Source organism: Clostridium sp. AF34-10BH, assembly GCF_003478095.1.
Classification (GTDB): domain Bacteria; phylum Bacillota; class Clostridia; order Lachnospirales; family Lachnospiraceae; genus Acetatifactor; species Acetatifactor acetigignens.
The window spans coordinates 78442-104880 of record NZ_QUEC01000001.1 but is presented as its reverse complement, the minus strand read 5'-3'; the positions used below and the strand labels follow the sequence as shown (position 1 = coordinate 104880).

Sequence of the window (26439 nt, the reverse complement as noted above, 5' to 3'; positions counted from 1 at the left end):
CCTGTTATATCTATATTTCTGTATCTTTTATCCTAATAATAGCATTAATTTCCCAATACATCCACAAGAAAAGCTCTTTCTCTGACAGAAAGAGCCTCAAAAACATTTTATTGATTTTACAAGATGATCCGAACCACAAAATCCCCATCCTCCATAAAAAACTGATATTGTCCGCTAAGTTTTTCTACATAATATACGATGCTTCTGGCTCCCAGCCCGTGTCCCGAACGTTCTGTCACCGGAACGCCATCCGCAAATGTGGGAACACTACGCACTGTATTTTTCTCCATCAGAAGAAGATGCCCCGCCTTTTCCGACAGAGACAATTCTATGTATCGTTTATCCTCCGGCAGCTCCTGTACGGCATGCATGGCATTTTCCAGTACGTTTGACAGGATCGCACAGAACATCATTTCAGAGCAGGGAAGTTTCTCTCCAATGCTGACCTGTATCTCCCATCGGATCCTCTGCTCCTCAAACCGCATATTATAGATGGACAGTACGGAATTCACCATCTCATTTCTACAATAGGTCTTGATCACTGTATCATCATAAGTCTGGCTGACCTCATTCAGATATTCCAGCGCCTTGTCGGTTTCTCCCTGTTGGATCAGTGTTCGCAGCACCGACAGATGATGCCTCGTATCATGCCGCAAAATGGACATCTTTTTCTCGCTTTTTCTCGTATTGGTCATTTCTGTCTGGAATGAATTCAGCTGCATCTGGATCAGTTCATTGTACTGCTCTGCCTTGTTCTTCATCTCGTACTCCCGGAAATATACCAGTAAAAAGAGCAGATACGTCAGGCACATGGCAAAGCCCAGGAACTCCGGCACCGCCTTATTGCCGGAATACAACAGACTGGAAAATTTGGTCGTGGCATAGTCAAAAATGTAATAAATGATCGGCAGGCTTCCAATGATCAGAAGTTCCCGATCCGTTTTGGCAAACAGCATGGCTGTGGTCTGGCATACATACCGGCATAAAAGGATGAAAGCTCCCACCGTCACCAGAATACGACAGACATAATAGCACCATTCCTGTCCTGTCAGAGCCAAAGCAAACAGTCCCATCCAGTTACTGCACTGACAACATAGATATGCCGTGAAAATAGAAATCAGGGAAGGAAGAATACGGAATTTATAATGCAAAACCAGTACAAATAACAATGGGGCATGCACGATCAGTGGATAAATCTGATCTACTGTTTCTGTTCCAAAGAGAAGTACACACAGAACATATAGAATTCCTGAAACAACCGCCAATGACAACAATTGCAATATATTTTTCTTATCCTGCTTCACTCCCAGAAAAAATGCCGACAGGAAGATTCCAAACAGCATTGTCGTTGTATGATGTGTATATGTTAATATCTGTAGTACCATTTTCTTCTCTCTTTCGTATTCTTACCATACATTTTTTACGGTATAAACCATTTCTGTTATATGACCCACCCCGATATGCGAATAGAGGGTAGGATTGTGGGAGTGCGTAGCACGTAGGCATCAAAGCCGGGGGCCTTTGACCTCGACTTTATTATATAAGACTCTCAACGAGAAATCAATTTGTGGATGATTTGACTTTTTGCGTCACAAATGTCAGCATGTCTCGCCTGTGGGATTTAGTAGCTTCTACGCCTTTCGCCGGCGTCTGGTATCACTGGGACTGACACCATAAGCATTGCGGTAGGTTCTGGAAAAATGCACCAATGACGCAAATCCGGTCTTCTGCGCGATCTCCTGGATCGCCAGAGAAGACTCCACCAGAAGTCTTCCGGCTCTGGTCAGCCGGACATTGGTAAGGTATTCCAGAACGGTGGCTCCGGTCACCTCGCGGAAAATACGGCAAAAATAGTATTTACTTAAATGGATCTGGGATGCGATGGTCTCCAGATCTATTTTTTCCGCATAATGGGCATTGATATAGGCGATGGCATCCAGAATCTCCTGTCTGGGAGCTGCGGAGAGCTCCGGCATCTGTGTCCGCTCCTGCCTCGTATAGTAGTCTCTGCACAGTAGCAGCAGTTCCAGACAATAGTTTTGCTTTAATTTCTCGGCCACAGCATCGTGGCGGTTATAATATTTCCGCAATCGTTCGAAGACCTCTGCCAGTTCTCCGGATTGTTCCGGTGTCAGATGCAGAATATCATTCTGCAGGACCTCCAAAAACCGCTGTTTTTCCGCAGGCTTTAACATTTCATCCAGATAATCCGGTGCAAAGTTCAGAACATACCGGGCATAGAAATCCGAGGACAGGCTCTGCATATAATGGGTCTGGTAAGGCTTGATCAGGATGATGTCACCCGGATTCAGCACATGACAGACACCATCCAGAAAGATGTATCGCACTCCTTTCACCACAAAAAACAATTCGTAGGTATCGTGGTAATGATTGGTCTGCATGTCATTTTTCTTAGAGGTCTCTATGTATTCCAAAAACAGATCCGAATAGGGATCAAAAATCGTACGAAGCATCTGTTTCCTTTCCCGGAAAAGATTCCGGCAAGATTCATATTATTACTTTTCACTATCGCAAGATATGTTAAACATTATCCAAAATAAACGATTATAATGTAATTATATAATAAATCTTGTGCTATGTGAAGTATATGGGAAGGAGAACTTATGGAGAAAAGACCTTTAGATTACGCAAAAGCATCCATGGATACCATGATGCGCAAATGGGAAGCCCCCAAGCTTCCGCCCGAAGGAAGATTCCACTATCATCAGGGCGTATTCCTGTCCGGAATGTACAAAAGCTATGAACTTTGCAAGGAGGAAAAATATTTCGATTACATCAAGTCCTGGATCGATGCTGTGATCACCGGAGGTGGAGTGATCAAGCAGGCTGATATGGGGCAGTTTGATGATATGCAGCCGGGTATTCTGTTATACCCTCTCTATCATCGTACCGGTGATGCCAGATATAAGAAAGCCCTGAATTCTCTGATGGCTGCCATTGATCATTATCCCACCACTCCCGAAGGCGGCTATTTCCACAAGGCTGATCTGCCGGAAGAAATGTGGCTGGATGGTCTGTACATGGAAGGTCCCCTGCGGGCACAGTATGGTGCAGAATTTGATCACCCCGAATATTTTAATGAGGTTATCTTCCAGGCTCTGACCATGCAGAAACATACCCGTGACCCCAAAACCGGTCTGCTGTATCATGCCTGGTCCTATGACAGGAAAGTAGAATGGGCTGATAAGGAGACCGGCTGCTCCCCCGAGTTCTGGGGCAGAGCTATGGGATGGGTGCCTGTAGCCCTCCTGGACGAACTGGATTTCATTCCCGCCGATCATCCGGACAGAGCAAAACTGGAAAAAATGGCAGTGGATCTGTTAAAGTCTCTGCTCGCATTCCAGTCTGAAGACGGCAGATGGTATCAGGTGGTCAACCGTGGCGATGATCCCGCCAACTGGCTGGAGAATTCCTGCAGCTGCCTGTATGTAGCGGCTCTGTGCAAAGCGATCCGCAAAGGTCTGCTGGATGCATCTTATCTGGAATATGCCCGCAAGGGTTATGAGGGTGTGATCCGCTCCCTGACCTGGGAAGGTGATGACCTCATTATCGGTAATGTCTGCATCGGAACCGGTGTCGGTGATTATGACCACTATATCCACCGTCCCGTATCCGCCAACGACCTGCACGGGGTCGGCGCCTTCCTTCTGATGTGTGAAGAGTGCGAACAGGTATTTTAATATCTTGTAACTATTCAGAGCCATGCAAAATCAGGCTTACAGATCCTCGCTGCCGGGATTCCGGCGGCGGGCAGATCTGCTTATATTATTACTTTTTACAGCTTTACTTTTACAAAATCATGTCCCATGGCGGGAAGCACCTTTTCGATCAGATCCGCCGTCCGCATGCGGAGGCTGGAGGTATTGATGCAGGGGTGGCATCCGAAATATTCGCTGTCCAGCACCTCTTCATCGATCAACAGCTTCACCTGATGTTCCTTATCGTTCATCAGACCGAGTACACTGACAGAGCCGGGGGTGATATCCAGGAATTTCTCCATGTATTCCGGCTTGGCAAAAGAAAGCCTCGCCGAGCCGATCTGTGCCGACAGATCCTTGGTATGGAACACCTTGGTATCCGGGATCATCAGCAGATAAAAGGCGGTCTCCTGACGGTTGCACAGAAACAGATTCTTACAGACTATGGACTCCAGGATCTCATCCACTTCCTTACAGTCCTCCATGGTCATCGCCGGAGCGTGATCCACACGGTCATATTCCACACCTAAGCTATCCAGCAGGTCATAGGTGCGTATCTCTTTGTCCAGTCTGCCTGTGGTATCGACAGGTCTTCCTTTTTGTAATACTAATGTCATTGTCTTTTCCCCTTTATTGTCTAATAACCAATGGTGTCGTTTACGAGGATCACATGGATCCTGTCCGTATGTCTGGAATATCTCGTGATCAGGAACTGACAGCAGATGGTATCCGGAGACTTGCAGTCGAAGCATTTTCCGGTTTCTTTGCAGGGAGTCTTGATGTCGAATCTCTGGGCGTTGATAGGTGCAGCCACGTTTCTCGCACGCTTCATGGCGCTGTCTAAGTCTGCGCAGACCTTGTTCATGCCGACGATGAAGATTACTTTCCTCGGTCCCTGGGCTATGCAGGAGACACGGTTGGAATTGCCGTCGATATTGACCATGACACCGTCGCTGGTGATGGCATTGGCACTGGAGAGGAAGATATCCGCATCGTATGCTGCCATCAGTCCTGCTCTGGCATCCATCTTAGAGCGATCGATATAGTGGTAATTGCCTGCTTCCAGAGCGGAGGTCAGTCCGATCTCTCCGGCGCTCATGCATCCACCCATAGCGATGGTGCTTCCCTCCGGGATCAGCTCCAGTGCCTGTTTCAGCGCGGCTTCTTTATCCTCTGCGTAGTAGCCCGACATGTTGCGGGACTGTAATCCCTTGATCACTGTCTTGGCCAGCTGTTCATTTCTTTTTCTGATCATTTCGTTCATCTCTTAACCTTCCTGCCTTTCCGTAATCTGCAAACTTTATTCCTGTGGGACGATTTCTTATTGGTCCTATTTTATCAAAAAAACAATTTCGTGTATAGCAACCAATAGAAATATTTGACAATACTTTTCGCATATGCTAGGATATTTCCAATATTAGGGAGTAGTTCACATCGGGTAACCGGTGTTGTGTTGGTCGTCATCACGTTAGTGAAGCCACAGGCAGTCGCTAACCGGGCAGTACACGTCTACAGAAATGGAACGAGACTTTTATTGTATGTTTATCATGCAGTAAAAGTCTTTTTTTGCGTGATAAACAAAGGATCCGGGTACATTATTTAAGAAGGAGGATTTGTATATGACACAAAAAAACATCTGGAATATTTCTGTAAAAGAACTCCTGGAAAAATATCAGGTGACAGAACAGGGGCTTACCACTGCCCGCGCGGAGGAGCTTCGCCTGGAAAAGGGTGAAAATATCCTGCAGGAGAGCAGGCGCAAAAGTATACCGGAAGTATTTATCAGTCAGTTTGCTGATCTGCTGGTAGTAATCCTGATCATTGCGGCAGCGATCTCCATGTTTTCCGGCAATACGGAGAGTACCATTGTAATCCTGCTGGTACTGGTGATCAACGCTATCCTGGGTACCCTGCAGCATGTAAAAGCCCAGCGTTCTCTGGATAGTCTCAGGCAGCTATCTTCGCCCAGTGCAAAAGTCATAAGAGACGGTGTGAAACGGGAAATTCCATCGAAGGATATTGTGCCGGGAGACATGATCGTATTGGAAGCGGGTGACATGATCGTGGCCGATGGCCGTATCCTGCACAGCTATTCGCTGCAGGCCAATGAAAGCTCTCTGACAGGCGAGTCTGCCAATGTAGAGAAAACAGATGCCGTTATAGAGGGTGATGTGGCACTTGCTGACCGGGCAAATATGGTCTATTCCGGAAGTCTGGTCACCTACGGACGCGCCGAGATGCTGGTGACTGCTACCGGCATGGAGACGGAGCTGGGTAAGATCGCTGGGCTGATGAATGCAGCCAAAGAGCGCAAGACACCGCTGCAAGAGAGCCTGGACAAGTTCAGCAGCAGACTTGCCATACTGATCCTGATCATATGTGCTGTCGTATTCTGCCTGTGTATCTATCGCCGGATGACGCTGTTGGATTCCATGATGTTTGCAGTGGCACTGGCTGTTGCTGCGATCCCTGAGGCACTGAGCTCCATTGTGACCATAGTGCAAGCCTTTGGTACACAGAAAATGGCAAAGGAAAATGCAATCATCAAGAATCTTAAGGCTGTGGAAAGTCTGGGCTGTGTCTCTGTTATCTGCTCTGATAAGACCGGAACACTGACACAGAATAAAATGACGGTGCAGCAGATCTATATAGAAGACCGGTTATACGAGCCGGACCAGCTTGACCTTTTGAATCAGACTCATCGCTATCTGCTCTACGACGCAGTCCTCAACAATGATTCGAGCATCGTCGATGACAAAGGCATCGGTGACCCTACAGAATACGCGCTTTTAGAAATGTTCCGAAGGATTGAAGCGGATACATCTTCTATTTTGAAAGAAGCAAATATGCATGAAGATATCCTCAGGCAGAACATGCAACGCCTTGAGGAAGTGCCTTTTGATTCCGACAGAAAGCTGATGAGTACGAAATATATGCTGCATGGTGTACCCACGATCCTCACCAAAGGTGCTGTGGATGTTCTCTTAGACCGCTGTGACTATGTGCGCTGCAGCGACGGTATCCGTCCTATGACGGAAGCTGAAAAAGACAAGATCCGTATGCAGAATCAGCTTTTTTCAGAAAATGGCCTGCGTGTATTGTCTTTTGCTTACAAGGAATCGGAGGAAAATCTCGACATCCATGCGGAGTATGGCTATACCTTCCTGGGTCTGATCTCTATGGTAGATCCTCCCAGAGAGGAATCTGCGGCTGCCGTTGCAGCTTCCAAGAGAGCCGGCATCCGTCCGGTCATGATCACCGGTGATCATAAGGTAACAGCAGTGGCAATTGCCCGCCGGATCGGAATATACGAAGAAGGAGACCTTGCACTGACAGGTGCGGAGCTGGATGCCATGAGCGACAGCGAACTGGAGGAACAGATCGCACAAATCTCCGTCTATGCCAGAGTATCTCCCGAGAACAAAATCCGGATTGTCGAGGCATGGCAGCGCAGAGGTAATATTGTTTCTATGACAGGAGACGGTGTGAATGATGCTCCTGCATTGAAAAAGGCAGACATCGGTGTCGCTATGGGAATTACCGGAACCGAGGTATCCAAGGATGCTGCGGACATGATTCTGTCGGATGATAATTTCGCAACGATCATCAAGGCAGTGGCAAACGGGCGTAATGTATACAGAAATATCAAAAATGCCATTTTGTTCCTGCTGTCCGGTAATACCGCCGGTATCTTAGCCGTATTATACACATCCCTGATGGGACTTCCTGTACCTTTTACACCCGTACATCTGCTGTTCATCAACCTGCTGACCGATTCTCTTCCGGCCCTGGCAATCGGCATGGAACCGGCAGATGACGACCTTCTGAAGGAAAAGCCCAGGAATCCACGCGAAGGAATCCTCACCAGAGGCTTTATGATTACGATGATAACACAGGGTCTGCTGATCGCAGCAGCCTCCATGACAGCTTATCACATCGGACTGACCGTCAGTTCGGCTATGGCCTCCACTATAGCTTTTGCCACACTGACACTGGCCAGATTGTTCCATGGTTTTAACTGCCGTGGCAGCGAATCCATCTTCCGGCTGGGACTGACCTCGAACCGATATAGCCTCTATGCTTTCACTGCGGGAGTCTCTTTACTGGCACTGGTAATCTTCATCCCGGGACTGCACAGTGTATTCAGCGTAGCCGATCTGCCTATGACAGCACTCGGTCAGATCGTAGGGCTCGCTTTCATGCCGACAGTGCTGATACAGATAATGAAAATTATCCGGCATAGATAATTGGTTTAATCAATATCTTCCACAGACTGCAATCTTTCCTTTTTTACCATCAGATATTCTTCTGCATAATGTGTCTCTTCGTCGGTCGTCAGAATGACCTCCTGCCCCTGCGGCATATCAATATCTGTTGCCACAAGCAGGAGGGAATCCTCCTTCAGCCAGCTTTCCAGCCCTGTGAAAAACTGCGGGTCGTAGTGATCTGCCCCTTTCAGCTCATTATGATATCTGTCAAAGGAATAGTTCACGGGAGACAGTACATTATAGTCATAATAGCAGACACCCTGCCCCGACCAAAGGCTTGTCGTTACCAGATAATCGTAACCATCCTTTTGTGTGAGGAATATCTGTACGTTCCCCGCATGGGCAATGGCGAATTCCTGCGACCACAGAGGAATGATTCCATATTGTCCATCTCCCAGATATTCGTAGACCGCTACCGTTCCCCAGTTTCCGGCCTTCCGCAATGCTTCTGTGAGATTTTCGTTTTCTTCCTCCAAATGAACCTTCGTTACAATCTTTTCCTTGTAACCGTTATGGGTCAGATCATAATATCCGGTATAGACTTCTGTCATATCCGGTTCTTCTTTGTCGATATTCTCCTCTTCCAAATAACGAGAATATGTTTTTTGTACCGAAAAATCTCCCAGAGAAAAATTACCATCTTTTTGCATGGATACCGGTGCCGTTATATTAAAGCCAGTCTCATAAACCAGGTCCGCCATCTCGTTCATATTTATGCCAACCCCTACATTTGCAAAGGGCTGTCCTCCACGAAAATCATACCGGATCTGCGCCCCCACACCGATGCTTTTATAAGTGTATCCTTCCAGTTTCTGCAACAGACGGGTCTGATCCAGATCAATACTCTTCTGAGCATCTATCTTTCCGTTTTTATCCAGAAAATCCACATGAAGTGTATGGAACTGTTCATCCAGCGTATCCGCCGCAAGGATCCGTCTTTCAAAATCTTCAACCACATTTGTATATTCGGAGACCTTCGGGGTTCCTTTCTGTACATCTACATAATACAGTCCTTCCACATGGACGCCAGTTCCTGTCCCCTGTATGGTAGAAATATAGTACTCCTTGTCGCCATCCCCGTCATAATCCGCGGCTTCTACCGCAGGAGGTGCCAAATACATGTTTTGCCAGGGAATCTCCACCCGGTATTCCTCGTCGCCGTCATGGATCACCAGACAGTCTTCTGCACCGTTGCCCCAGACACTGACCGACTCGTCATAAGAATATGACAGCACCCCATATTCTCCTTCCGGCAGTTCCCGGGCAGCATTGACCGAGACCTGATCCGCCAGGGTTTTCTCCTGGTATAGTCCGGTCTGGCAGGTAAGTTTCTCCGGCTCAGGTTCCGTTGTCGTCTCCGGGATTGTCTGTGAGGTGGCTGGAGTGGCTGTAGCGGTTTCCTGACTGATTCCTTCTGCCTGAGCAGATTCGGTATCAGAGATTTCCAAAGCGTCCCTACTGCTGCCGCAGCCTGTCAGAGAAAATGCCACGATCAATACCAATAATCCGCTGCTTATTTCTTTGTGAAGCTTTCTTTTGTACATACGCCCTCCCCCTATAGCCGGTAAATGCATTTTCTATCTTTATCATATCTAACGAATCTGGCAAAGTAAAGCCCAAAAAAGCCCAAAAAGTGCCGACACCATGCTTTTCGGTATCGGCACCTTTTCTTTTTAAAATGCTGAAAATCACTCTGAAGACATTGTAACACCTAAAGCCAGCTTTAGATCAAGAATTATTGTTTTACATATCTCTGATTTTTACTATTTGGCTTTTCCGGCAATGTCATTTTTATTAGTCCCAACTCTATGGCCGGCTTGATATAATTTTTTCGAAATGTTTCCTTGGATTTCAGATGCAGTGCCTCCATGATCGCATTAGCGGTATAGGGGACATCGTACTCCATTACTTCCAGCATCCGTTTTACATATTCTGACATACTTTCATTTGTCTTATTTACCTGTATGATAACCTCATCTAATACCTGATCTATCATACTCAACATAAATTCTATAAATACATCTGAATTTCCATTCACATGACATTTTGCTATTGCATCATAATATTCTGCCTGGAATCTTTCAATCTGACTTTCCAACGGAATATATTCAAACACATTTCTCCAACGATATAGCATTACCGTATGCCATAATCTGGCCATTCTTCCATTTCCGTCTGCAAAAGGATGTATAAACACAAATTCGTAATGAAAAACAGCTGACACAATAAGCGGATGTATTGTCCCTTCACTGCTTTTAACCCATGAAAATAAATCCTTCATCAGTTCATTTACCATATTCGGCGGCGGTGCCACAAAAATACACTGATCTCCGGAAAAGACACCCTCTTCCCCTTTTCTGAATACGCCGGATTCCTCTACTGTTCTATAGGTCATTATTCCATGGATTTTTATCAGATCTGACATGCTTTTGGGATTTATTTCCGAGATTTTTTCATATGCAGCATATGCATTTTTCACCTCTTGTATTTCCTTTTGATCTCCCAATACAAGATGACCATTGATGACATCTCTCACTTCAGCCAGAGACAAAGAATTTGCTTCTATTTTTAAGGAAGAATGAATGGATCGGATCCGGTTGTTTTTCCTTAAATGCGGTCTTGCCTCTAATTCTCTGTGACTGCTTATTTTACCTACTTTTTCAGATATAGAAGAAACAAGCTCCAACATTTTATTTGAGATCGTATATGGCGGTTCATATTTTCCCATTTATGTCACTCCATCTTGCTTATTATCTTGCTTACTATCTTACTCGTTTTGGATATCATTAGCAATCTTTTTATTTTTCGCTTAAACATTTTCTTTCTCCTTTCCGCATTTTTTTTACATATACTTTTGCATATTTCCGCATTTTTTACAACATTTCTTGTAGTAATCTAGAAAAGCAGCTATTAAATAAAAATAAGTATTCATGTATAATTTATGATATACTATTGTAACTATTCAAAATTATTGTTCTGAGAGAAAGGAATTCCGACTATGGGAATCAGATTAGTCTGCAGTGACCTCGATGGTACACTTTTACAATATGGAAAAAAAGAATTGGAAGGCGAGATTTTTGACCAGATCCGGGCACTTCATGACCGGGGGATCCTGTTTTGCCCGGCGTCTGGAAGACAGTATACCAGTCTGCGGAAGCTGTTCGCTCCGGTGGCGGATTGCTGTATTTTCTTATGTGAAAACGGTGGCGTGATCTACAAGGACGAGCTGTGCATTGCGAAAAATCCCATGCCCCGTGCCCTGGCGGAAGAGATTGCAGAAGATCTGTGGAGCCGGAGTGACGGGCAGGGCGAAGTCATGCTCTCCGGACAGAATACGGCTTATCTGATGGAACGTGGGCTGGGAATGCTGGACAGAATAAAGTTTATTGGCAACAACTATCAGGTCATTCAGGATCCTTCCGAAATTCCGGAGGATATCGTAAAGGTCTCTGTATATCTCCATGAAGGCGTAGCGGCTTATGCTGATCGCTTCGTCCCCCGCTGGGAGCAGGCGAACTGCGCAGTGGCGGGACCTTACTGGATCGATACCACCCTTGCCAACAAAGGCATCGGTGTCACCTCTATCTGCAGGATCCTTGGTATTGACCTTACAGATGTCATGGCATTCGGTGACAATTATAACGACGTATCCATGCTAGATATCGTGGGACATCCTTATATTATGGACGGAGCTGCCGGTCCGTTGAGAGAAAAATATCCGCAGCACACTCCCCGGCCGGAAGAAGTACTGCAGACTTTCCTGAAATAATTTTATTTTCTATACCTGTGCGGATATTTTCCCAGCAATAATCTCTGTTACTTCTTCCAGCGATTTGTCTGTGGCGGAGGCTATCTGCTCTGCCGACAGACCATTCTTATATATTTTGCTCTCTTTTATTTCCTCCCAGTGCGCTTTTGTCATTACATTTGTATGACCAGTTCTTACTTCCTTCAGTAAAGGCACGGGAACATTTTCGCAGGTATGATGGTACACGAAACCGACCTTTTCCTGCACTCTTTTGGATTTTTGATTTCCCTCATAATATCCGCACCATATGGTGTTCATCCCAAGTTCTTCGAATCCATGGCGCAGAATTTCCTTTGCGGCCTCCGGCATGTACCCTTTTCCCCAAAATGGCTGTCCCAGCCAATAGCCCAGTTCACACTCGTCCTCACGGTCTGTCATATCCGTGTGGCCCTTCAATTTCAGTTCAATGGCACCGATTGCCTTCCCATTCTCTTTTTCACAGATGGCATAGCACTCCGGACCATTGAATACATTTCTGATCACATCGAGGCTTTCCTCTACGGACTTGTGGGGTGGCCATCCTGCGATAGGGCCGACTTCCGAATCTTTTGCATACTCATATAAACTCTCTGCGTCTGCCTCTGTCCATTTTCTTAATACTAATCTTTTTGTTTTCATAAATAATCATTCTCCCATATAAGTGCAACCTCAAACTTCTCTTTTTTCTTGGTCATAGACCTTTTTCGAGTATAATATTGCAATAATCGTTGCTGATAATAAATACACCAATAATAAAATTGTACTGGTTATTCCATTGGCAAATGCAGCCGTAATAATGGTCAATACTCCTGCAACAACAATACTGATGGCTCCAAAACGGTTACTTTTTCTCCATGTATTATCATTATACATACTCCAGGCCGTTCGAAACCCAACTACCGTATTTCGCTTTGCCTTTGTCATATAATTTCCTACTACAACAAAAATAATTCCACATAAGATGCAGGAAATCCTTGCAATATCAACTGTTACCTTTGAACCATTCACATTTTCCTGCACACAAGAGGAATAAAGGATACAATAATTCATAATTCCAAACATGATAGCCTGCGATAGTCCTACCACGCATAGTACCCTTGCGGAGGAATTTGCTTCCATACGTTCTTTATCCGTACTTGCTTTCACGGTCTTTTTTTCGAATGTACCAATTAAAAGGTGCCAAAAGAATGTAACACACAAAATAACTATCGGAAAAATAAAAATTCCGATTTTATGCGGTATCATATCCGGTATCACCTGTAACATCATACTTGCAACCACCACTGGTAGCACCGCAACAATCCACATGATTTTTTTCATCCCTTTGCTCCTCCAAACTGGTTAATCCATAGAATTAATTCATCAAAAACTGTCGTATTGATTTCGTAAAATATAAAGTTTTTTTCCTTATATTCGGATACTAAGTCGGCGCTTTTTAACAGTTTTAAGTGGTAAGACAAAGCAGCCGGTGTGACTTGTAATTTTTCGGCAATCTCCCCGGCATTTAATCGGCCATCTTTTAGCATTATCAGAATCTCTCTCCGTTGTTGATCCGCCAATACTTTAAAAATATTTGTTTCTTTCATAATCTTCTTACCCATTTAAAATTATCTTTAAATAGAATATAGCATACTCCCTTTTGCTTGTCCACAGGTATTTAAAATATTTTTGAAATAGTTGTGTCTTCCGAAACATCTTTATTCAACTGGGGTGTGACGCTAATATTTACATAGATGAGAATGACAAACAGACTGTTATTTTCGCTTATCCAAATCTGTTCACAAATCCTTCTACCCTACAGGTAATCCGCCTGGAAATCGGTGCATTAGCAGCCTGGACACCTGCTAAAATTGCAAGCATTGAACCGTATACAGCTGTATACTACCCAAAAATCTTTGAGCAGAAAAATACTGAAATTCATGCCACAACGATATTCCAGACATTACTATGATCTTTATAGAATGGCCCAGACCCCTGTAAAAGATGTTGCTTTCTCTCACATAGATCTTCTGAAAACAGTAGTTGATTTCAAAATGAAATTTTATCCAAGAGCATGGGCTAAATATCCGGAAGCAATTCCCGGCACCTTAAAGCTGATTCCACCGAAATACCGCTTTCCAGCCCTCATCAATGATTATGAAGCTATGAAAGATATGTTATATGGCGATATTCCAAGCTTCAATACTATTATGGAATCAGTTCACCAATTAGAGAACGAGATCAATTCTCTTTACATAATTACTTTTTATTCCTAACAAGCTTCTTGCTATCTGTGAACTGCTGAATATCCACAATATTTATACAGAATTTATTGGGAAAAATTCTGATAATCCGCAATGATGCCCAGCTTTATTTTCATTTTCAAAATACGCAGAACCGATTCGTTGAGACGTTCCTCGGTAATCTCACCGGTTTCGACCGCCTTAATGACTGCGGGTACCTGTACTTCAAAATCGGTGCAGCACAGCATATCGTTTCCTGCCTGTACCGCCCTTACGGCAATCTCCGCATCCCCGGCGAACTGCCTTACTCCTTCCATGACCAGATCATCGGTAATGATCACGCCGTCAAACCCTAATTCATTACGCAAAATATTATGCACCGGCAGAGATATGGAGGCCGGCTCCTGATCATCCATGCAGGAAACCACATTGTGGGATACCAGTACCATATCGGCTCCGGCATCGATTCCTGCCTGAAACGGCAGAAAGTCAGAATTTACAAATGTTTCATAAGGACGTTCATCATAAGCAACACCGGTGTGCGTATCGGAGTTATTGCCATATCCCGGGAAATGTTTTAATACACTCCCCATGTGCTCTTCGGACATGACACCGACCACCGTTTGCACATAGACCGCCGTCTGTTCTGCATCCTGTCCGAAACTGCGGGCATATATAAAATCATTTGTATCCTGTGATACATCGCATACCGGAGCAAAATTCAGATTAATTCCCAGGTTCTGCAGTAATTGACATTTTTCCTGTGTGTCGCTCCGAATAAGATCCCATCCGCCCTGCGCATACAGTTCCTGAGGAGAGGCAAAAGGCGTTTCCCGTAAGTTCGCATTTTTGCTGACTCGGTTTACCGTGCCGCCTTCCTCATCCACACCGATCAGCAGAGGCACTTTTGCAGCATTCTGATAGCTTTGAATGGCTGCCGTTACTTCCTCTTTTGTTTTACCGGTAAAATCCCGTGCAAATAAGATATATCCGCCGAGATGATACTGTGTCACCTTGGATGCTGCATCCGTCTCCGGGCACCGGGCGATGAACATCTGTCCGACTTTTTCCTCTAAGGTCATTCCTGCCAGGAGTTCTTCTGCCCTCTGCTCTACAGGATCTTCCGTTTCCACCGGTTCACTTTCTTCCTTCTCCGGCAATTCCGTAAGATCTGCACTGTTCTCTGCGCTGTTGCCGCTCACATCAGAATCCGATACACTCTGTTCCGACATAGGCTCCGGCTGAACTTCCGGTATTATTTCCTGTGCAGACTCCTCTGTACTTCTTAAATTCCATAACAAAAAAACCAGAATTCCAACACATATGACAGATAAAACGATCACTGCGATATTCCGTACCTTTTTCATTTCGCATTTCTCCATAACCATATTATTAAGATGCCAGGGTCAAAAGGTCTAAGCCCACATGAGCTTGCTCATAAGTGGGTGAAAGACCTTATGCCCCGCCCCGATATGAGCATAAAAGTGGGATGATAATCCCACGATATGCGAATAGAGGGGAGGATTGTGAGAGTACGTAGCACGGAACAATCCGTAGGCATCAAAGTCAGGGTCAAAAGGCCCCGGTCTTCGGCTGATACTTCATACTCGATACATTATATACGGTAATAAACGCCTTGGGATCCAGTTCATTGATAAATTTCATTAACTTCTGGTACTCGCTTTTGTCCACAATGGTGATGATCTCGTTGTGTTTTTCAAAATGATAGGCACCGATGGCTTCATAGATCGTGGCACCGCTGTGCAGATCTCTTGTAATAAACTGGCGCAGTTCTTCCTCTTTCTTCGTAATAATGCAGACACGCCGCTTGATATTATTGTCAAAAATAAAATGATCCAGAATGATTCCGTTGAAATAGGTACCCAGGATACTCAGCACCACAGTTTTCTTATCATATACCAACGCTGCGGACAACGCCACACACATCCCGGACAGAGACATGGCCTTGCCCAGTTCCATATGCAGATATTTGTTCATGATCTTCGCCACAATATCCAATCCTCCGGAAGACGCATTCCGGTTAAACAGAATGCTCAGTCCCACGCTGACCACCAGAATATAGCAAAGCACGTCCAGCTCCTGACTGTCTGTCATGGAACCGAAATTCGGAAACAGCATCTCGAAAAGTCCTAAGAATACCGGCAGCATCACACTGGTGTACACCGTCTTTACCCCGAATTCTTTCCCGCAGGTGGCAAAGCCGATGAGCAGAAGCACTACATTCATGATCATCGTAATGACCGACAGTGGAAGTGGTATAAAGTTAGACAGCACAATGCCGAGACCGGAAATACTGCTGACCGACGCGTGACTTGGCACCAGGAAAAAGTAGACTGCTGCCGCGATGATGGCCACCGCCACAGTCAGGATCCCTGTCTCCTTCATTATTTCTGCATAATTTATTTTTTTCTTCATAATAACATTTTCTCCAACGATATATTTTAATTTGTTTCTATACTCTTCTCATCTTATTATTCTTAGAGTACTATTACAGCGGCATCAAGTCCCTCTATTTTTCCATCAAAGGGATTCTCTCTAAGTAAATCATATTTTTGCGCATACTCATTAAACATTCTTGCGCTGCTGCTGCAGTTGAAGATCAAAGCAAGTGTCTCTTCGTCATTTTTTCTGGTCAGGACGATCGTCTCTTCCCCGTCCCTTGCAGCTATTTCCAACGGTTCACCCTCTACGATACATGCATGGTTTTTTCGCACCTTCAGCAGCTGCTTATACCATTCAAACATCTCTTTATCCTGGTATTCTTCATCCCAGTACATACCACGTCTGCAATCCGGATCATTTGCTCCGGGCATCGCAAATTCATCTCCGTAATAAATCATAGGCATTCCCGGTAATAACAATTGAAAAGCTGCTGCCAAATGCTGCTTTTTCTTATTATCCTTACATAGATGTAAAAATCTTGCTGTATCATGGCTGTCGATCAGATTCCACATGAGAGGATAGCATTTTTTGTTTAAGCGCCCCTTCAAATATCCAAGATTCTGTATAAACTGGCTGACATTGATTTTTTCATCTGCAAGCAGATCTATGAGATTCAGGTAAAACGGATAATTCATGACCGTATCCCATTCATCTCCCTCAAGAAAATCTCCTGCATAATGCCAGATTTCCCCAATGATCAGCAGCTCCTTTTTTACTGCCTTAACAGCCTTTCTAAAGCGCTTCCAGAAGAAATGACTGATTTCGTCACCTACATCCATTCTCCATCCATCGATATCGCATTCCTTAATCCAATAACATGCAACATCTGTAACGAATTTTTCCACCTCCGGATTTTTCAGATTTAACTTTGGCATTCCATCATAATAACCAAAACATTTGAAGTTAGGAGTTTCTCCTTTTTCACCCTTCAGTGGAAATCTCTCGATAAAATACCAGTCCAGATATCTGGATTTTTCTTCTTTTTCTATAATATCCTTAAATGCAAAAAAATTTCTTCCTGTATGGTTGAATACCGCATCCATCACTACTTTCATTCCACACTCATGCGCTTTTTGCACCAGCTCCTTAAGATCCTCTGTTGTTCCGAAGGAAGGATCAATCTGATAATAATCAGTGGTATCATATTTATGGCTGGAATCCGATTTAAAAATAGGTGTTAAATACATAACATCTATTCCCAGCTTCTGAATATGATCCAAATGATCCATAATTCCTCTGAGATCACCATGCAGATTATCCTTAGATGTGATGGGTGCTTTATACCACAGTTCCTTGTCTATTGGCTGTGATGCTGCAAAGCGAGATGGAAAAATCTGATACACGACCTTGTTTGCTGCCCACTCCGGCACCTCAAACATTTCTTCCTCACGAAGGTTTTGCGGACAGTCGAACATTCTGTCCCTGTTTGTAATGCATTCCCTGCTAAACTCATAGTTGCCGTAATATACCTTTTCTCCCTGCATATCCGTAAATTCAAAATAATAGCGGAGACATATCAAATGCATCTGAAGCTGTGCCTCATAATAGTCATGAAACTGTGATGTGGCAACCTTCTTCATCGGAATCCTCTTTCGCGTATCCTTCCATTCCAATGGTATGTACTTGTCCTCATAATGGAGAATGATCTCTTTTATATCATCTTTTTTTACCTGCACACGTATCACGAATAAATCCTTATCGATTGCATAGCAGAATCTTTTATCCATATCATGAAGAATTGCCGAATATTCCATATTTTTTCCTTTCTATCGCTCGAAAAAAGCGTTTTTTCCTTCTTGATTATAATTCCTTTTTATTATGCTGCACAAGTCACAAAACGATAAAAAGGTCACCGTTTCTGCCTGTTCCGTTGGGGCAACGGAGGATTTCATTGCGCATTCTCCTCTGGAAATTTGTGTTCGTAACTGTCGAAATTTACAGAAATATTGATTTTATCAGTTATATCTTATAATTTTGGGAATATGTTATTGAGTTTCAGCTGTATGCGTTACACTATGTTCAGCCACAGGCAAAGGATTTTTGCAATCTGACACAGTTTCCTGGCCCTGAATCTCCATCAACATAAAATATCTCCATCATTTCAAAAGAGAATGACGGAGATATTTCGCCTTGTTTATTCTTGTAGCAACCAATCGGCTATATCATGGATTTCGATTCCTTCATAACTATATTTTGGATGTTTGGTTCTGGCAATAATCATTTTCGGATAAGCATCTCGGATCTGAAGCAGAGGAGAGCATTCTCTCTCAAATGTTTCCTGCCCGGAAATGTTGTCGCTGACCTGAATATAAATCTTCTCGCTGCCTCTCTGAGCAACAAAGTCGATCTCCTTTTGATAGAGCTTGCCGACATAGACATCATATCCACGGCGAAGAAGCTCGATGCAAACGATGTTTTCATATACTCTGCCGTAATCCATATTTCTGCTTCCCAGTATTGCATATCGAATACCACTGTCACAAAGATAGAACTTTTCAGAGCTTTCAAGGTATTTCTTGCCTCGGATGTCGTATCTCTTAATATCATAAAATACAAAAGCATTGCACAAATACTTAATGTACTTGCCGATGGTTACGTGATTGGTCGGAGTCTCATTTGCTGTCAGTAGCTGACTGACCTTATTCGGAGAAGTCAGGTTGCTGATATTATCCATAAGGAACTCGCTCAGACGCTGTAAAACCAAAGTGTCCGGGAGCGCATATTTCTGCACCAAATCTCTTGTAACAATCGTTTCGTAGACCTCTTTGATATAGTTTGTTCTGTCTTTTTCGGTTCTGTAAGCGTAAGAACCTGCTAAACCGCCCTTGATAGCGTAATTATCAAAGAGCTTATCTTTATCACTAACATCATCATAATATTGGCAATATTCTTGGAAGCTGAAGGGAAACACATGAATTTCAATATAGCGTCCGGTAAACAGAGTTGCCAGATCCGCACTCAACAGGAAAGCATTGGAGCCGGTTACATAAATGTCGTATTTTCCCTTAGAGTACAGGCTGTTGATTGCCAACTCAAACTTGGGACACATCTGAACCTCGTCTACAAACAGGTAGTTCGTTTTACTTTCCTGATAATGTTCTTCCACATAAGCGTGTAAGGCATGGTATTCCTTGATTTCTTCATACGCCAAATCCATGAAGTCAATGAAGATAATATTGATGTTCTCAAAATTGCTTTTCAAATACGCAATATACGCCTGCATCAGCTTGGACTTACCGGATCGACGAATGCCCGTGATGATCTTGATGTCAGGAGTACCATTCAGTTCAATGATTCTATCGAGATATTTTGCTCTCGTGATTGTTTTCATATAGTCACCCGCTTTCAAAAATTGAAGTTTTTTCATTTCTCGAAACCGCTTCGCTGTACTTATTATACTGTCTGCTAATAACATATGCAAGATGCCGCTTTCAAAAACATAAATTTTTTTATTTTTTGAAAGTGGAAACTATGTAAAGGCAATCCGAAGATTGCCCCAGGCATCAAGCCTATTCTGTTTACACAGGTTCATTATCATCTTCATCAACGGAGCTATCTGCATCATCGTCCTCAAACTCCGGATCGTATCCATAGTCCTCGTCATCGTCCACATAATCAGCATCCGGATCAGGCTTTGCCGCTTCCTGTGCCTTCTTCTTTTCCTGGACTTTCTTGAATACGAAGAATCCACCGCCACAGGCAAGCACAATCAGAGTAAGAAGTGCTGGGAGCATATTCGTGGATTTCGGCTTTTCCTCCGGTGTCGGTTCTGTAATTTCAGGAACCGTTTCAACCACTTCTGGCTTTGTTTCTTCAACCGGCTTAGTGACCTCTGCAACTTCCTCCTCGTCCATCAGCTTTAGCAGGTCGGCTTCATCCACCTGATTCAAAAAATGCACGGTTTCCTCGCCCTTATCATCACGGTCAATGATGATATAGAAGTAGTTTCCGCTTTTGGTAACGGCAGTAATGAATTGCTTTCCACTTTTCGTAGGTGAACCAACATCGTCAACCAGAGTCAGATTACCGTCAGGGGTAAGGGCAGGTTCGCTTGTGTCCGTGTCCATGTTCTGCATGAACGCACTCATTTCTTATACGCATTAAGGATGGTGTGAATGGAATAAAAAATGGATTATCACTTCCGGACAGCAATGAGTTTGATGTTGATATTTCTTTAAAACTATCCAGAAAGCAGACAAACGAAATGAAAGAACTCTACCTAAAAGAAAAGAACCATTATAAGTTTATTCCGCATAGCACTCCGTTTGATTTTCTGGATACCAAACTAAGGAAGCATGATCCAATACACTTTTACGAGCTTCATTTTAGAATCGTTAGGTTTAAGATATCGGATGACTTATATGAGACTGTATTAACAAATCTGAATTCATCCGAGTACACACCAGACAAGCTAAAAACACTATATGCAGCCCGTTGGGGAATAGAAACATCTTTTAGAGATTTGAAATATACGATAGGCTTATTGGATTTCCATTAAAAAAGGTGATGTGTATCTATCAGGAAATCTATGCATGACTGATAATGTATAACTTTGCAGAAATGATTACCTCGCACGTAGCCATTAAAAAGAAGCAAAGAAAATAATACTTATAAAGCCAATTTTTCCATAGCGGTACATATGTGTAGATTGTTCTATCAAGATAAAACAACATCACCCTGTTTAGAAGCCATCGTTGCAAAAAATCTTGTGCCCGTCAGACCCGGCAGGCATAAGGAACGTAACCTTACGCCCAAAATTTATCATGGCTTCCTCTATAGAGTAGCATAAAACGGTATAAATGAATACCTTTTTTGGCAGATGAAAGTCTGTCTATTTGTGTTGTCTCAAAAAGCAGAAAAGAGGATGAAGGAAAAATCTTCAACCTCTTTTTTAAATTTTTTTAGTTTACATCCACCTTAACTTAATGACATTGGCCATATAACCTGCTCTTATTTTTTGTTACCATGTTTTCAGCTACGCATTTCCAAATCCACATTGGTTGAATATACTGTCAATTTATAGATATCACTTCGAATAAGCTGACGGCTCTTATGTATGCAGTTACCTTCCTGGTCATTGACAAAATCGGTACACAAGAACAGAGCCTTTTGGGGCTTTATATCCAACAGTTTTGCCTCCTCCGCTGTTGCATAACAGATATCGATCTTTTTCTTAGCCATAGTAGGATAAATACCATGTTTATGCAGGATACCGTACAGAGACTGGGTCAGATCTTCCTGAAGAATAAAACTGAAACTTACAGGAAAATATATCGTCTCCAAAATTGTCCGAATTTCTTTTATCAGCAAAATTCTTCTTACTTCTATTACATTGTCATTAGGCTGTATTTTAAAATCCTGGACACAGGAAACAGGCGCCGGAATAACCATAACAGAGAGTATCTCTTTTTTTAGATCATACCCATGTTTTGAAAATATATCTGTAAATCCCAGGAGTTCCTGCGCATTGCTTTCTAAAGCAGGTACTGTGACAAACGTACCCTTTCCCTGTTTTTTTATAAGAATATTCTTTTCTACCAGGCTGTCGATCGCCGTTCTTACTGTCACCCTGCTTAACCCATACATTTTCCTCAGTTCTTCTTCTGAAGGAATTTTATCTCCACTTTTAAATTCACCAGCTTTAATTGCATTAAGAATCGCATCCGCTAATTGTGAGTAAAGAGGAGATTGGGAATTAACCTCTAAACTTTCTCTCATGATATTCCTCCTCATGTTCTACTCTTATACAATACCATATTATAGAAAATATCGCTAGATATTTTCTAATTAACCATCAATATATCATAAGGGGCAGTCACAAATTTCTTGCGACTGCCTCTTCTAAAATATTAATACTCTAATTTCCACATATATCTTCTTTGGGTCAGGGGATGTTTTCTTGCTTCTGCAATTGCTTCCGCATATACCCTTAAGATACCATCAATCAAAATAGGGTTGAAATAATCTTTTACCTTGGCCGGAATCACATTTGCCAGACCATAATCTTTCGCATCCACAACCGTTACCTTGGCCCCCATACGTTTTAAAAACGCCAGTGCCCGGGTGTCCATAGGCCTTGTATTTCCGTCATTCATAAAGAGCATAAAGGGAACATCTTTATCCGTCATCTCAAACGGCCCATGGAAATATTCACCGGCATTAAATGATGCCGAACTGAGCCATTGCATCTCCATTAAGAAGAAGCTGGAAAAACTGTATGCTATCTGCTGAGTAGGACCCGAACTCATAATATAAATAATCTTCTCGTCTTTATGTTCCTCGGCAAATTTCTTGGCAAGAGGTTTTGCATACGGAATCGAATCCTCAATGAGGCCGTATATTTTTTTCGTTCCTTCCATCATATCCCCATAATCCTCATAGCCTTCATACTGGTTTAATATCTCTGCTGCCAGTTCCAGGCATTTAGTTAGTTTTTCCATCTTAGCAGAGTAACTTTCGTAAAATCCATGGACAATAGCATAATCAGAATTCTTAACCAACGGGGAATCCGCATCATTAGAAAGACATATTACAGGCGCCCCCATCTTCCTGGCCTTCTTTGCCGCCTCTACGGTTTCAGGAGTCGCCCCTCCCAATGAACAGGTGATAACGATACTCTCCTTTCCCGCGGTCACCGGAGGATCATAATTGAATTCATTTGCTACAATTAATTCCGTTCTAAGTCTTTTTGCATTTCTTGCAAGAAAATATTTCGCGGGATACAAGTCGGACTGAGAAGCACCGCATCCTACAAAAAACACGCTGTTTATATCCGGGTAATCCTTTCTGATCCGTGTCACAATCTCTTGAATAGTCATTTTCCTTATCCTCCAATCTTCCTGTCTATCCTTTTACGCCGCCTGATGTCATATCTCTTATTAATTGTTTCTGGAACAGAAGATATACGATAACAACAGGCACACAGGACAATGCCAATCCGGCGATTAAAACCGGCCACTCCGTCTCCATGGAACTTTTCAAAGATAAAAGTCCTACCGGCACTGTCTTTAATTTCGCATTTTGAGTAAAACAAAGGGCGAACATTAATTCATTCCAAAAAGTCCTTACCGCCAGCATTCCGGCCGCTGATATAATTGGCTTTGACAGCGGTACGAAAATCCTCCACAATACCCCTGCTGGAGAGCACCCGTCAATAATAGCCGATTCTTCTATATCCTTTGGTATTCCGATAAAAAACGACCAGATAAGAAAGATCGTAAAAGGCAGACGAAATGCCACATAAGGGATGATCATAGCCCAATACGTATCGTAAAGATGGGTTCCGATCAAAATCTTATAAAGCGGAATCATTGCAACCATAGGCGCCAGCATCAAACCGCTCATCACAAAGATAAGAGCCGCTTTTGAATACTTAAATTTGATCCTTGCTATGGGGTAAGCTGCTAAAATACTGAATACCAGAGTCAAAACCGTTGAAACCCCAGTTACCCAAATACTGTTCAGCAGATACTTTCCGATCCCGTTAACCCAGGCCCTCTGGTAATTGTTCACCAGCCACGTTTCCGGAAAAGCGAACGGATCCAGCAAAAGTTCTGAGTTTGACTTAAATCCGCTCATGAACATCCACAAAAAGGGAACCAGTTCAATCGCCGCGATCAGCAGCAATATGATCATTACAATACTGAAGGCTACTTTCTCGGAATTCTTTTTTATCTTTTTCATAGCAGCCCCCTATTCCGTGTCAATGTTAGATAGTTTCAACTGCATTATAGATAACAGAAATGTAATGATAAATACCAAAGTCGCGATAGCAGACGCATATCCCATCTCATCTGTAGAAAATGCAGTTTTATAAAGATAGCTTCCCAAAACCTGGCTTGCCACTCCGGGGCCGCCGCTGGTCATTACATAAATTTCATCAAAAACCTTAAAAGAGCCGATAATGGTAATTACCATATTTACAATAATCATCCCTTTTGCCTGAGGAATTGTAATGTGAAAAAATCTTTTTAATCTGCCTGCACCATCAATAGTCGCTGCCTCATAAAGGTCTTCAGGAATCTTCTGTAAAGCAACGATAAATAGTACCATCGTGTAACCTGTGTACTGCCACTGGGAAACCATAGTAACTGCATAAATCGCCAGACTTTGGCTTCCCAGCCAATCTTTAGCCCAAAAGGAAAGACCTGCTGCTTTCAGCATAGGATTTAAAAATCCGAAGACAGGACTGTAAATCATCTGCCATAGCAATCCTACTACAGTCACAGAGATCAAGGACGGGAGGAAATAAACGGTCCTGAAAAACGGCTGACTCCCCCTGAACAGTTTATCCTCCAAAACAGCTGCTAAAACCAGGGCCAAACCCACCTGAAACGTTATGGAAAACACCGCATAGATCAGGTTATTTTTAATGCAAATCCTTATGGTAGGATCTGTAAACAAACGAATCAGGTTTTTGGTCCCCACAAACTGTTTTGTTGCCGAAAATGCACTCCACTGAAACAAAGCATAATAAAAATTCATCAGGATCGGCACATACACAAATAATATGATCAATGTAAATGCAGGCAAAAGGAATAGTATAATCGTTCGTTTTCTATGTTTTACCATATAACTCCTTTCCCTCAAGAGAACTTTTAATTTGCATATTCTTCGCGAACCTGCGCAGCTACATCCTGAATCTCTTTCATAATCTCACTGGCATCTTTTCCATCAATGATCAACTGAAGGTTTTCCAGGAATTTCTCTTTTACTCTTGACTCCGGAGCCGTATCCAGCCAAGTAGTAATTCCATCACTTTCCTCAAATGTATAATCATTAAATTCTACTATCGTCTTGTGTGCAGTTTCATTTGTAATCGTGTCTTTGGCAACAGGCTGAAGTCCTGTCTGTTTTGCCAGTTCCATCTGATTCTGCTTATTCGTGATGTATTTCAGAAAATCCACAGCCTCATCGGGATGTTTCGTTTCTGCTGATACCAAGAACAAATCACAGCCGCCGCATACGGTATTAAGAGTACCCTTCCCATTATCTGCTACAGGGAATTTCATCCATCCAAGATTATCGTCGCCTAATTCCACAGCCGCTTTTTCCATGGCCATAGAACCGCCGTACAACATGGCCGCCTTCTTCTCATAGAATAATAATGTTGCCTGGTCATAGGACAAAGAATTAATATTGTCATTAAAACATCCTGATTGTACCAGTTCCTGCAAAGCCTGAATCGCTTCTACATAACCCGGATCCGTCCACTCTCCTGTAGCCGGATTGCAGTCATTGGCATATACCTCTGATCCTACATACTGCGGAAACATCTGGGTCAGATAATGTGCTGTCGGCCAGTTCGGGTTATCGCCAAAGGCAATGGGAATATATCCATGGTCCTTCAATACCTGACATACCTCTTTCAATTCAGAGAAAGTCTCCGGCACTTCTATCCCACACTCTTCAAAGATAGCCTTATTATACTCCATAACAGACAGGCTGAAACGGAAGGGTACGCCTACATGCATATCATACATGTCCACATAATCCCAGAAAACAGAAGAAATACTGTCTTTCCATTCTGTATCCGCTTCAATATAAGGTGTCAGATCCAGCACTTTTCCGTTCCTGGCAAACTGTCCGGCAAACTCTCCCGGCCAGGAATAAAAGATGTCAGGAATCTCCCCGCCGCCTACCATGACCTTCAGCTTATCTTTCATGGCAACATCTCCTACCACTTCCACATTGATCTGAACGTTGGGGTGTTCTGCCATATATCCGTCTGCAAGACTTTGGAAATAATTCACATACCTCTCTTCCGGATAACGGTGAAGCCAGTTCAGCACAACCTTCTCTTTGCTGTCTGAATTTTCAGCTGATTTGCTTTCTCCTGCTGAAGTTGTTGATGCCGCAGTGGTTTCTGCCGCTGTTGTCGCCTGTGCACCCCCCTGGCTTCCCGAACAGCCTGCCAACGCCCCCAATACAATACTTGCTGCTAATAAAGCCGCTATTTTTTTTCTCATGTTAATCTCCTT

24 protein-coding genes are annotated in these 26439 nt (G+C 43.3%); 5 read left to right on the top strand and 19 right to left on the bottom strand.

The window, feature by feature from the left end; all coding sequences use genetic code 11:
* Positions 1 to 116 precede the first annotated feature (116 nt).
* Together DWZ61_RS00480 and DWZ61_RS00475 are read right to left on the bottom strand one after the other, a co-directional pair.
* Positions 117 to 1385 (bottom strand): GHKL domain-containing protein, encoded by a 1269-nt coding sequence (locus DWZ61_RS00480; RefSeq protein ID WP_118537123.1) that lies wholly within the window; start codon positions 1383 to 1385, stop codon positions 117 to 119.
* Positions 1386 to 1631: 246 nt separating this feature from the next.
* Complete coding sequence (locus DWZ61_RS00475; RefSeq protein ID WP_118537122.1) at positions 1632 to 2474, bottom strand: AraC family transcriptional regulator; 843 nt, start codon at positions 2472 to 2474, stop codon at positions 1632 to 1634.
* 150 nt (positions 2475 to 2624) lie between these two features.
* Here DWZ61_RS00475 and DWZ61_RS00470 point away from each other — a divergent pair, with 150 nt between their 5' ends.
* A complete protein-coding gene (locus tag DWZ61_RS00470; protein ID WP_118537121.1) occupies positions 2625 to 3701 on the top strand; it encodes a glycoside hydrolase family 88 protein in 1077 nt (358 codons plus the stop codon).
* Positions 3702 to 3796: 95 nt separating this feature from the next.
* Here the strand turns inward: DWZ61_RS00470 and DWZ61_RS00465 are convergent, their stop codons facing one another.
* Together DWZ61_RS00465 and DWZ61_RS00460 are read right to left on the bottom strand one after the other, a co-directional pair.
* On the bottom strand, positions 3797 to 4336 hold the full coding sequence (locus DWZ61_RS00465; protein ID WP_118503063.1) for a prolyl-tRNA synthetase associated domain-containing protein: 540 nt from the start codon (positions 4334 to 4336) through the stop codon (positions 3797 to 3799).
* A gap of 20 nt (positions 4337 to 4356) precedes the next feature.
* The gene (locus tag DWZ61_RS00460) at positions 4357 to 4983 is read right to left on the bottom strand and encodes a lactate utilization protein (protein WP_118537120.1); all 627 of its coding nucleotides are present in this window, start codon (positions 4981 to 4983) and stop codon (positions 4357 to 4359) included.
* Between the two features lie 355 nt (positions 4984 to 5338).
* On the opposite strand from DWZ61_RS00460, the gene DWZ61_RS00455 reads away from it, so the two are divergent.
* Positions 5339 to 7966 (top strand): cation-translocating P-type ATPase, encoded by a 2628-nt coding sequence (locus DWZ61_RS00455; RefSeq protein ID WP_118537119.1) that lies wholly within the window; start codon positions 5339 to 5341, stop codon positions 7964 to 7966.
* Positions 7967 to 7971: 5 nt separating this feature from the next.
* Here the strand turns inward: DWZ61_RS00455 and DWZ61_RS00450 are convergent, their stop codons facing one another.
* Together DWZ61_RS00450 and DWZ61_RS00445 are read right to left on the bottom strand one after the other, a co-directional pair.
* Positions 7972 to 9531, bottom strand: coding sequence for a hypothetical protein (locus tag DWZ61_RS00450; protein WP_118537118.1), 1560 nt, complete (start codon positions 9529 to 9531; stop codon positions 7972 to 7974).
* Between the two features lie 191 nt (positions 9532 to 9722).
* Complete coding sequence (locus DWZ61_RS00445; protein ID WP_118537117.1) at positions 9723 to 10715, bottom strand: Fic family protein; 993 nt, start codon at positions 10713 to 10715, stop codon at positions 9723 to 9725.
* Between the two features lie 270 nt (positions 10716 to 10985).
* On the opposite strand from DWZ61_RS00445, the gene DWZ61_RS00440 reads away from it, so the two are divergent.
* Positions 10986 to 11756, top strand: a complete 771-nt coding sequence (locus DWZ61_RS00440) for an HAD family hydrolase (RefSeq protein ID WP_118537116.1) — start codon at positions 10986 to 10988, stop codon at positions 11754 to 11756.
* Between the two features lie 9 nt (positions 11757 to 11765).
* Here the strand turns inward: DWZ61_RS00440 and DWZ61_RS00435 are convergent, their stop codons facing one another.
* The 3 genes from DWZ61_RS00435 to DWZ61_RS00425 are packed head-to-tail and all read right to left on the bottom strand — an operon-like array spanning position 11766 to position 13360.
* Positions 11766 to 12413, bottom strand: coding sequence for a GNAT family N-acetyltransferase (locus DWZ61_RS00435; protein WP_118537115.1), 648 nt, complete (start codon positions 12411 to 12413; stop codon positions 11766 to 11768).
* A 30-nt stretch (positions 12414 to 12443) separates the two neighbouring features.
* Positions 12444 to 13094: an SdpI family protein gene (locus DWZ61_RS00430; RefSeq protein ID WP_118537114.1), complete on the bottom strand. Its 651-nt coding sequence runs from the start codon at positions 13092 to 13094 to the stop codon at positions 12444 to 12446.
* On the bottom strand, positions 13091 to 13360 hold the full coding sequence (locus tag DWZ61_RS00425) for an autorepressor SdpR family transcription factor (protein ID WP_118537241.1): 270 nt from the start codon (positions 13358 to 13360) through the stop codon (positions 13091 to 13093). Before DWZ61_RS00425 ends, DWZ61_RS00430 begins: the two co-directional genes overlap by 4 nt.
* A gap of 333 nt (positions 13361 to 13693) precedes the next feature.
* Here DWZ61_RS00425 and DWZ61_RS20015 point away from each other — a divergent pair, with 333 nt between their 5' ends.
* Complete coding sequence (locus DWZ61_RS20015) at positions 13694 to 14029, top strand: nucleotidyl transferase AbiEii/AbiGii toxin family protein (RefSeq protein WP_243026323.1); 336 nt, start codon at positions 13694 to 13696, stop codon at positions 14027 to 14029.
* A gap of 53 nt (positions 14030 to 14082) precedes the next feature.
* Here the strand turns inward: DWZ61_RS20015 and DWZ61_RS00415 are convergent, their stop codons facing one another.
* From DWZ61_RS00415 to DWZ61_RS00390, 5 genes are all read right to left on the bottom strand, one after another.
* Positions 14083 to 15363, bottom strand: a complete 1281-nt coding sequence (locus DWZ61_RS00415; RefSeq protein ID WP_118537113.1) for a glycoside hydrolase family 3 N-terminal domain-containing protein — start codon at positions 15361 to 15363, stop codon at positions 14083 to 14085.
* A gap of 205 nt (positions 15364 to 15568) precedes the next feature.
* Entirely contained in the window at positions 15569 to 16432 is an 864-nt protein-coding gene (locus DWZ61_RS00405; RefSeq protein WP_118537111.1) for a YitT family protein, read from the bottom strand.
* 62 nt (positions 16433 to 16494) lie between these two features.
* Positions 16495 to 18213, bottom strand: a complete 1719-nt coding sequence (locus DWZ61_RS00400; protein WP_118537110.1) for a glycoside hydrolase family 13 protein — start codon at positions 18211 to 18213, stop codon at positions 16495 to 16497.
* Between the two features lie 380 nt (positions 18214 to 18593).
* Positions 18594 to 19826 carry an ATP-binding protein gene (locus DWZ61_RS00395; RefSeq protein ID WP_118537109.1) on the bottom strand — a complete coding sequence of 411 codons (1233 nt, stop codon included), beginning with the start codon at positions 19824 to 19826 and terminating at the stop codon, positions 18594 to 18596.
* Between the two features lie 151 nt (positions 19827 to 19977).
* Complete coding sequence (locus DWZ61_RS00390; RefSeq protein ID WP_243026322.1) at positions 19978 to 20535, bottom strand: DUF4366 domain-containing protein; 558 nt, start codon at positions 20533 to 20535, stop codon at positions 19978 to 19980.
* A 35-nt stretch (positions 20536 to 20570) separates the two neighbouring features.
* Between DWZ61_RS00390 and DWZ61_RS20005 the strand changes: the two genes are divergently transcribed.
* Positions 20571 to 20957 carry a transposase gene (locus tag DWZ61_RS20005; protein WP_243026321.1) on the top strand — a complete coding sequence of 129 codons (387 nt, stop codon included), beginning with the start codon at positions 20571 to 20573 and terminating at the stop codon, positions 20955 to 20957.
* 473 nt (positions 20958 to 21430) lie between these two features.
* Here DWZ61_RS20005 and DWZ61_RS00380 read toward each other — a convergent pair whose 3' ends face one another.
* From DWZ61_RS00380 to DWZ61_RS00360, 5 genes are all read right to left on the bottom strand, one after another.
* Entirely contained in the window at positions 21431 to 22177 is a 747-nt protein-coding gene (locus tag DWZ61_RS00380) for a GntR family transcriptional regulator (protein ID WP_182426957.1), read from the bottom strand.
* 131 nt (positions 22178 to 22308) lie between these two features.
* Positions 22309 to 23277 carry an SIS domain-containing protein gene (locus DWZ61_RS00375; protein ID WP_118537107.1) on the bottom strand — a complete coding sequence of 323 codons (969 nt, stop codon included), beginning with the start codon at positions 23275 to 23277 and terminating at the stop codon, positions 22309 to 22311.
* 25 nt (positions 23278 to 23302) lie between these two features.
* On the bottom strand, positions 23303 to 24142 hold the full coding sequence (locus DWZ61_RS00370) for a carbohydrate ABC transporter permease (RefSeq protein ID WP_118537106.1): 840 nt from the start codon (positions 24140 to 24142) through the stop codon (positions 23303 to 23305).
* A 9-nt stretch (positions 24143 to 24151) separates the two neighbouring features.
* On the bottom strand, positions 24152 to 25030 hold the full coding sequence (locus tag DWZ61_RS00365; RefSeq protein WP_118537105.1) for a sugar ABC transporter permease: 879 nt from the start codon (positions 25028 to 25030) through the stop codon (positions 24152 to 24154).
* A gap of 26 nt (positions 25031 to 25056) precedes the next feature.
* Positions 25057 to 26427: an extracellular solute-binding protein gene (locus tag DWZ61_RS00360; RefSeq protein ID WP_118537104.1), complete on the bottom strand. Its 1371-nt coding sequence runs from the start codon at positions 26425 to 26427 to the stop codon at positions 25057 to 25059.
* Positions 26428 to 26439 lie beyond the last annotated feature (12 nt).

Coding starts and splice junctions, on each gene's coding strand:
- DWZ61_RS00480 (WP_118537123.1), bottom strand. CDS start 1,385: ATGGTACTACAGATATTAACATATACACATCATACAACGACAATGCTG.
- DWZ61_RS00475 (WP_118537122.1), bottom strand. CDS start 2,474: ATGCTTCGTACGATTTTTGATCCCTATTCGGATCTGTTTTTGGAATAC.
- DWZ61_RS00470 (WP_118537121.1), top strand. CDS start 2,625: ATGGAGAAAAGACCTTTAGATTACGCAAAAGCATCCATGGATACCATG.
- DWZ61_RS00465 (WP_118503063.1), bottom strand. CDS start 4,336: ATGACATTAGTATTACAAAAAGGAAGACCTGTCGATACCACAGGCAGA.
- DWZ61_RS00460 (WP_118537120.1), bottom strand. CDS start 4,983: ATGAACGAAATGATCAGAAAAAGAAATGAACAGCTGGCCAAGACAGTG.
- DWZ61_RS00455 (WP_118537119.1), top strand. CDS start 5,339: ATGACACAAAAAAACATCTGGAATATTTCTGTAAAAGAACTCCTGGAA.
- DWZ61_RS00450 (WP_118537118.1), bottom strand. CDS start 9,531: ATGTACAAAAGAAAGCTTCACAAAGAAATAAGCAGCGGATTATTGGTA.
- DWZ61_RS00445 (WP_118537117.1), bottom strand. CDS start 10,715: ATGGGAAAATATGAACCGCCATATACGATCTCAAATAAAATGTTGGAG.
- DWZ61_RS00440 (WP_118537116.1), top strand. CDS start 10,986: ATGGGAATCAGATTAGTCTGCAGTGACCTCGATGGTACACTTTTACAA.
- DWZ61_RS00435 (WP_118537115.1), bottom strand. CDS start 12,413: ATGAAAACAAAAAGATTAGTATTAAGAAAATGGACAGAGGCAGACGCA.
- DWZ61_RS00430 (WP_118537114.1), bottom strand. CDS start 13,094: ATGAAAAAAATCATGTGGATTGTTGCGGTGCTACCAGTGGTGGTTGCA.
- DWZ61_RS00425 (WP_118537241.1), bottom strand. CDS start 13,360: ATGAAAGAAACAAATATTTTTAAAGTATTGGCGGATCAACAACGGAGA.
- DWZ61_RS20015 (WP_243026323.1), top strand. CDS start 13,694: ATGCCACAACGATATTCCAGACATTACTATGATCTTTATAGAATGGCC.
- DWZ61_RS00415 (WP_118537113.1), bottom strand. CDS start 15,363: ATGAAAAAGGTACGGAATATCGCAGTGATCGTTTTATCTGTCATATGT.
- DWZ61_RS00405 (WP_118537111.1), bottom strand. CDS start 16,432: ATGAAGAAAAAAATAAATTATGCAGAAATAATGAAGGAGACAGGGATC.
- DWZ61_RS00400 (WP_118537110.1), bottom strand. CDS start 18,213: ATGGAATATTCGGCAATTCTTCATGATATGGATAAAAGATTCTGCTAT.
- DWZ61_RS00395 (WP_118537109.1), bottom strand. CDS start 19,826: ATGAAAAAACTTCAATTTTTGAAAGCGGGTGACTATATGAAAACAATC.
- DWZ61_RS00390 (WP_243026322.1), bottom strand. CDS start 20,535: ATGCAGAACATGGACACGGACACAAGCGAACCTGCCCTTACCCCTGAC.
- DWZ61_RS00380 (WP_182426957.1), bottom strand. CDS start 22,177: ATGAGAGAAAGTTTAGAGGTTAATTCCCAATCTCCTCTTTACTCACAA.
- DWZ61_RS00375 (WP_118537107.1), bottom strand. CDS start 23,277: ATGACTATTCAAGAGATTGTGACACGGATCAGAAAGGATTACCCGGAT.
- DWZ61_RS00370 (WP_118537106.1), bottom strand. CDS start 24,142: ATGAAAAAGATAAAAAAGAATTCCGAGAAAGTAGCCTTCAGTATTGTA.
- DWZ61_RS00365 (WP_118537105.1), bottom strand. CDS start 25,030: ATGGTAAAACATAGAAAACGAACGATTATACTATTCCTTTTGCCTGCA.
- DWZ61_RS00360 (WP_118537104.1), bottom strand. CDS start 26,427: ATGAGAAAAAAAATAGCGGCTTTATTAGCAGCAAGTATTGTATTGGGG.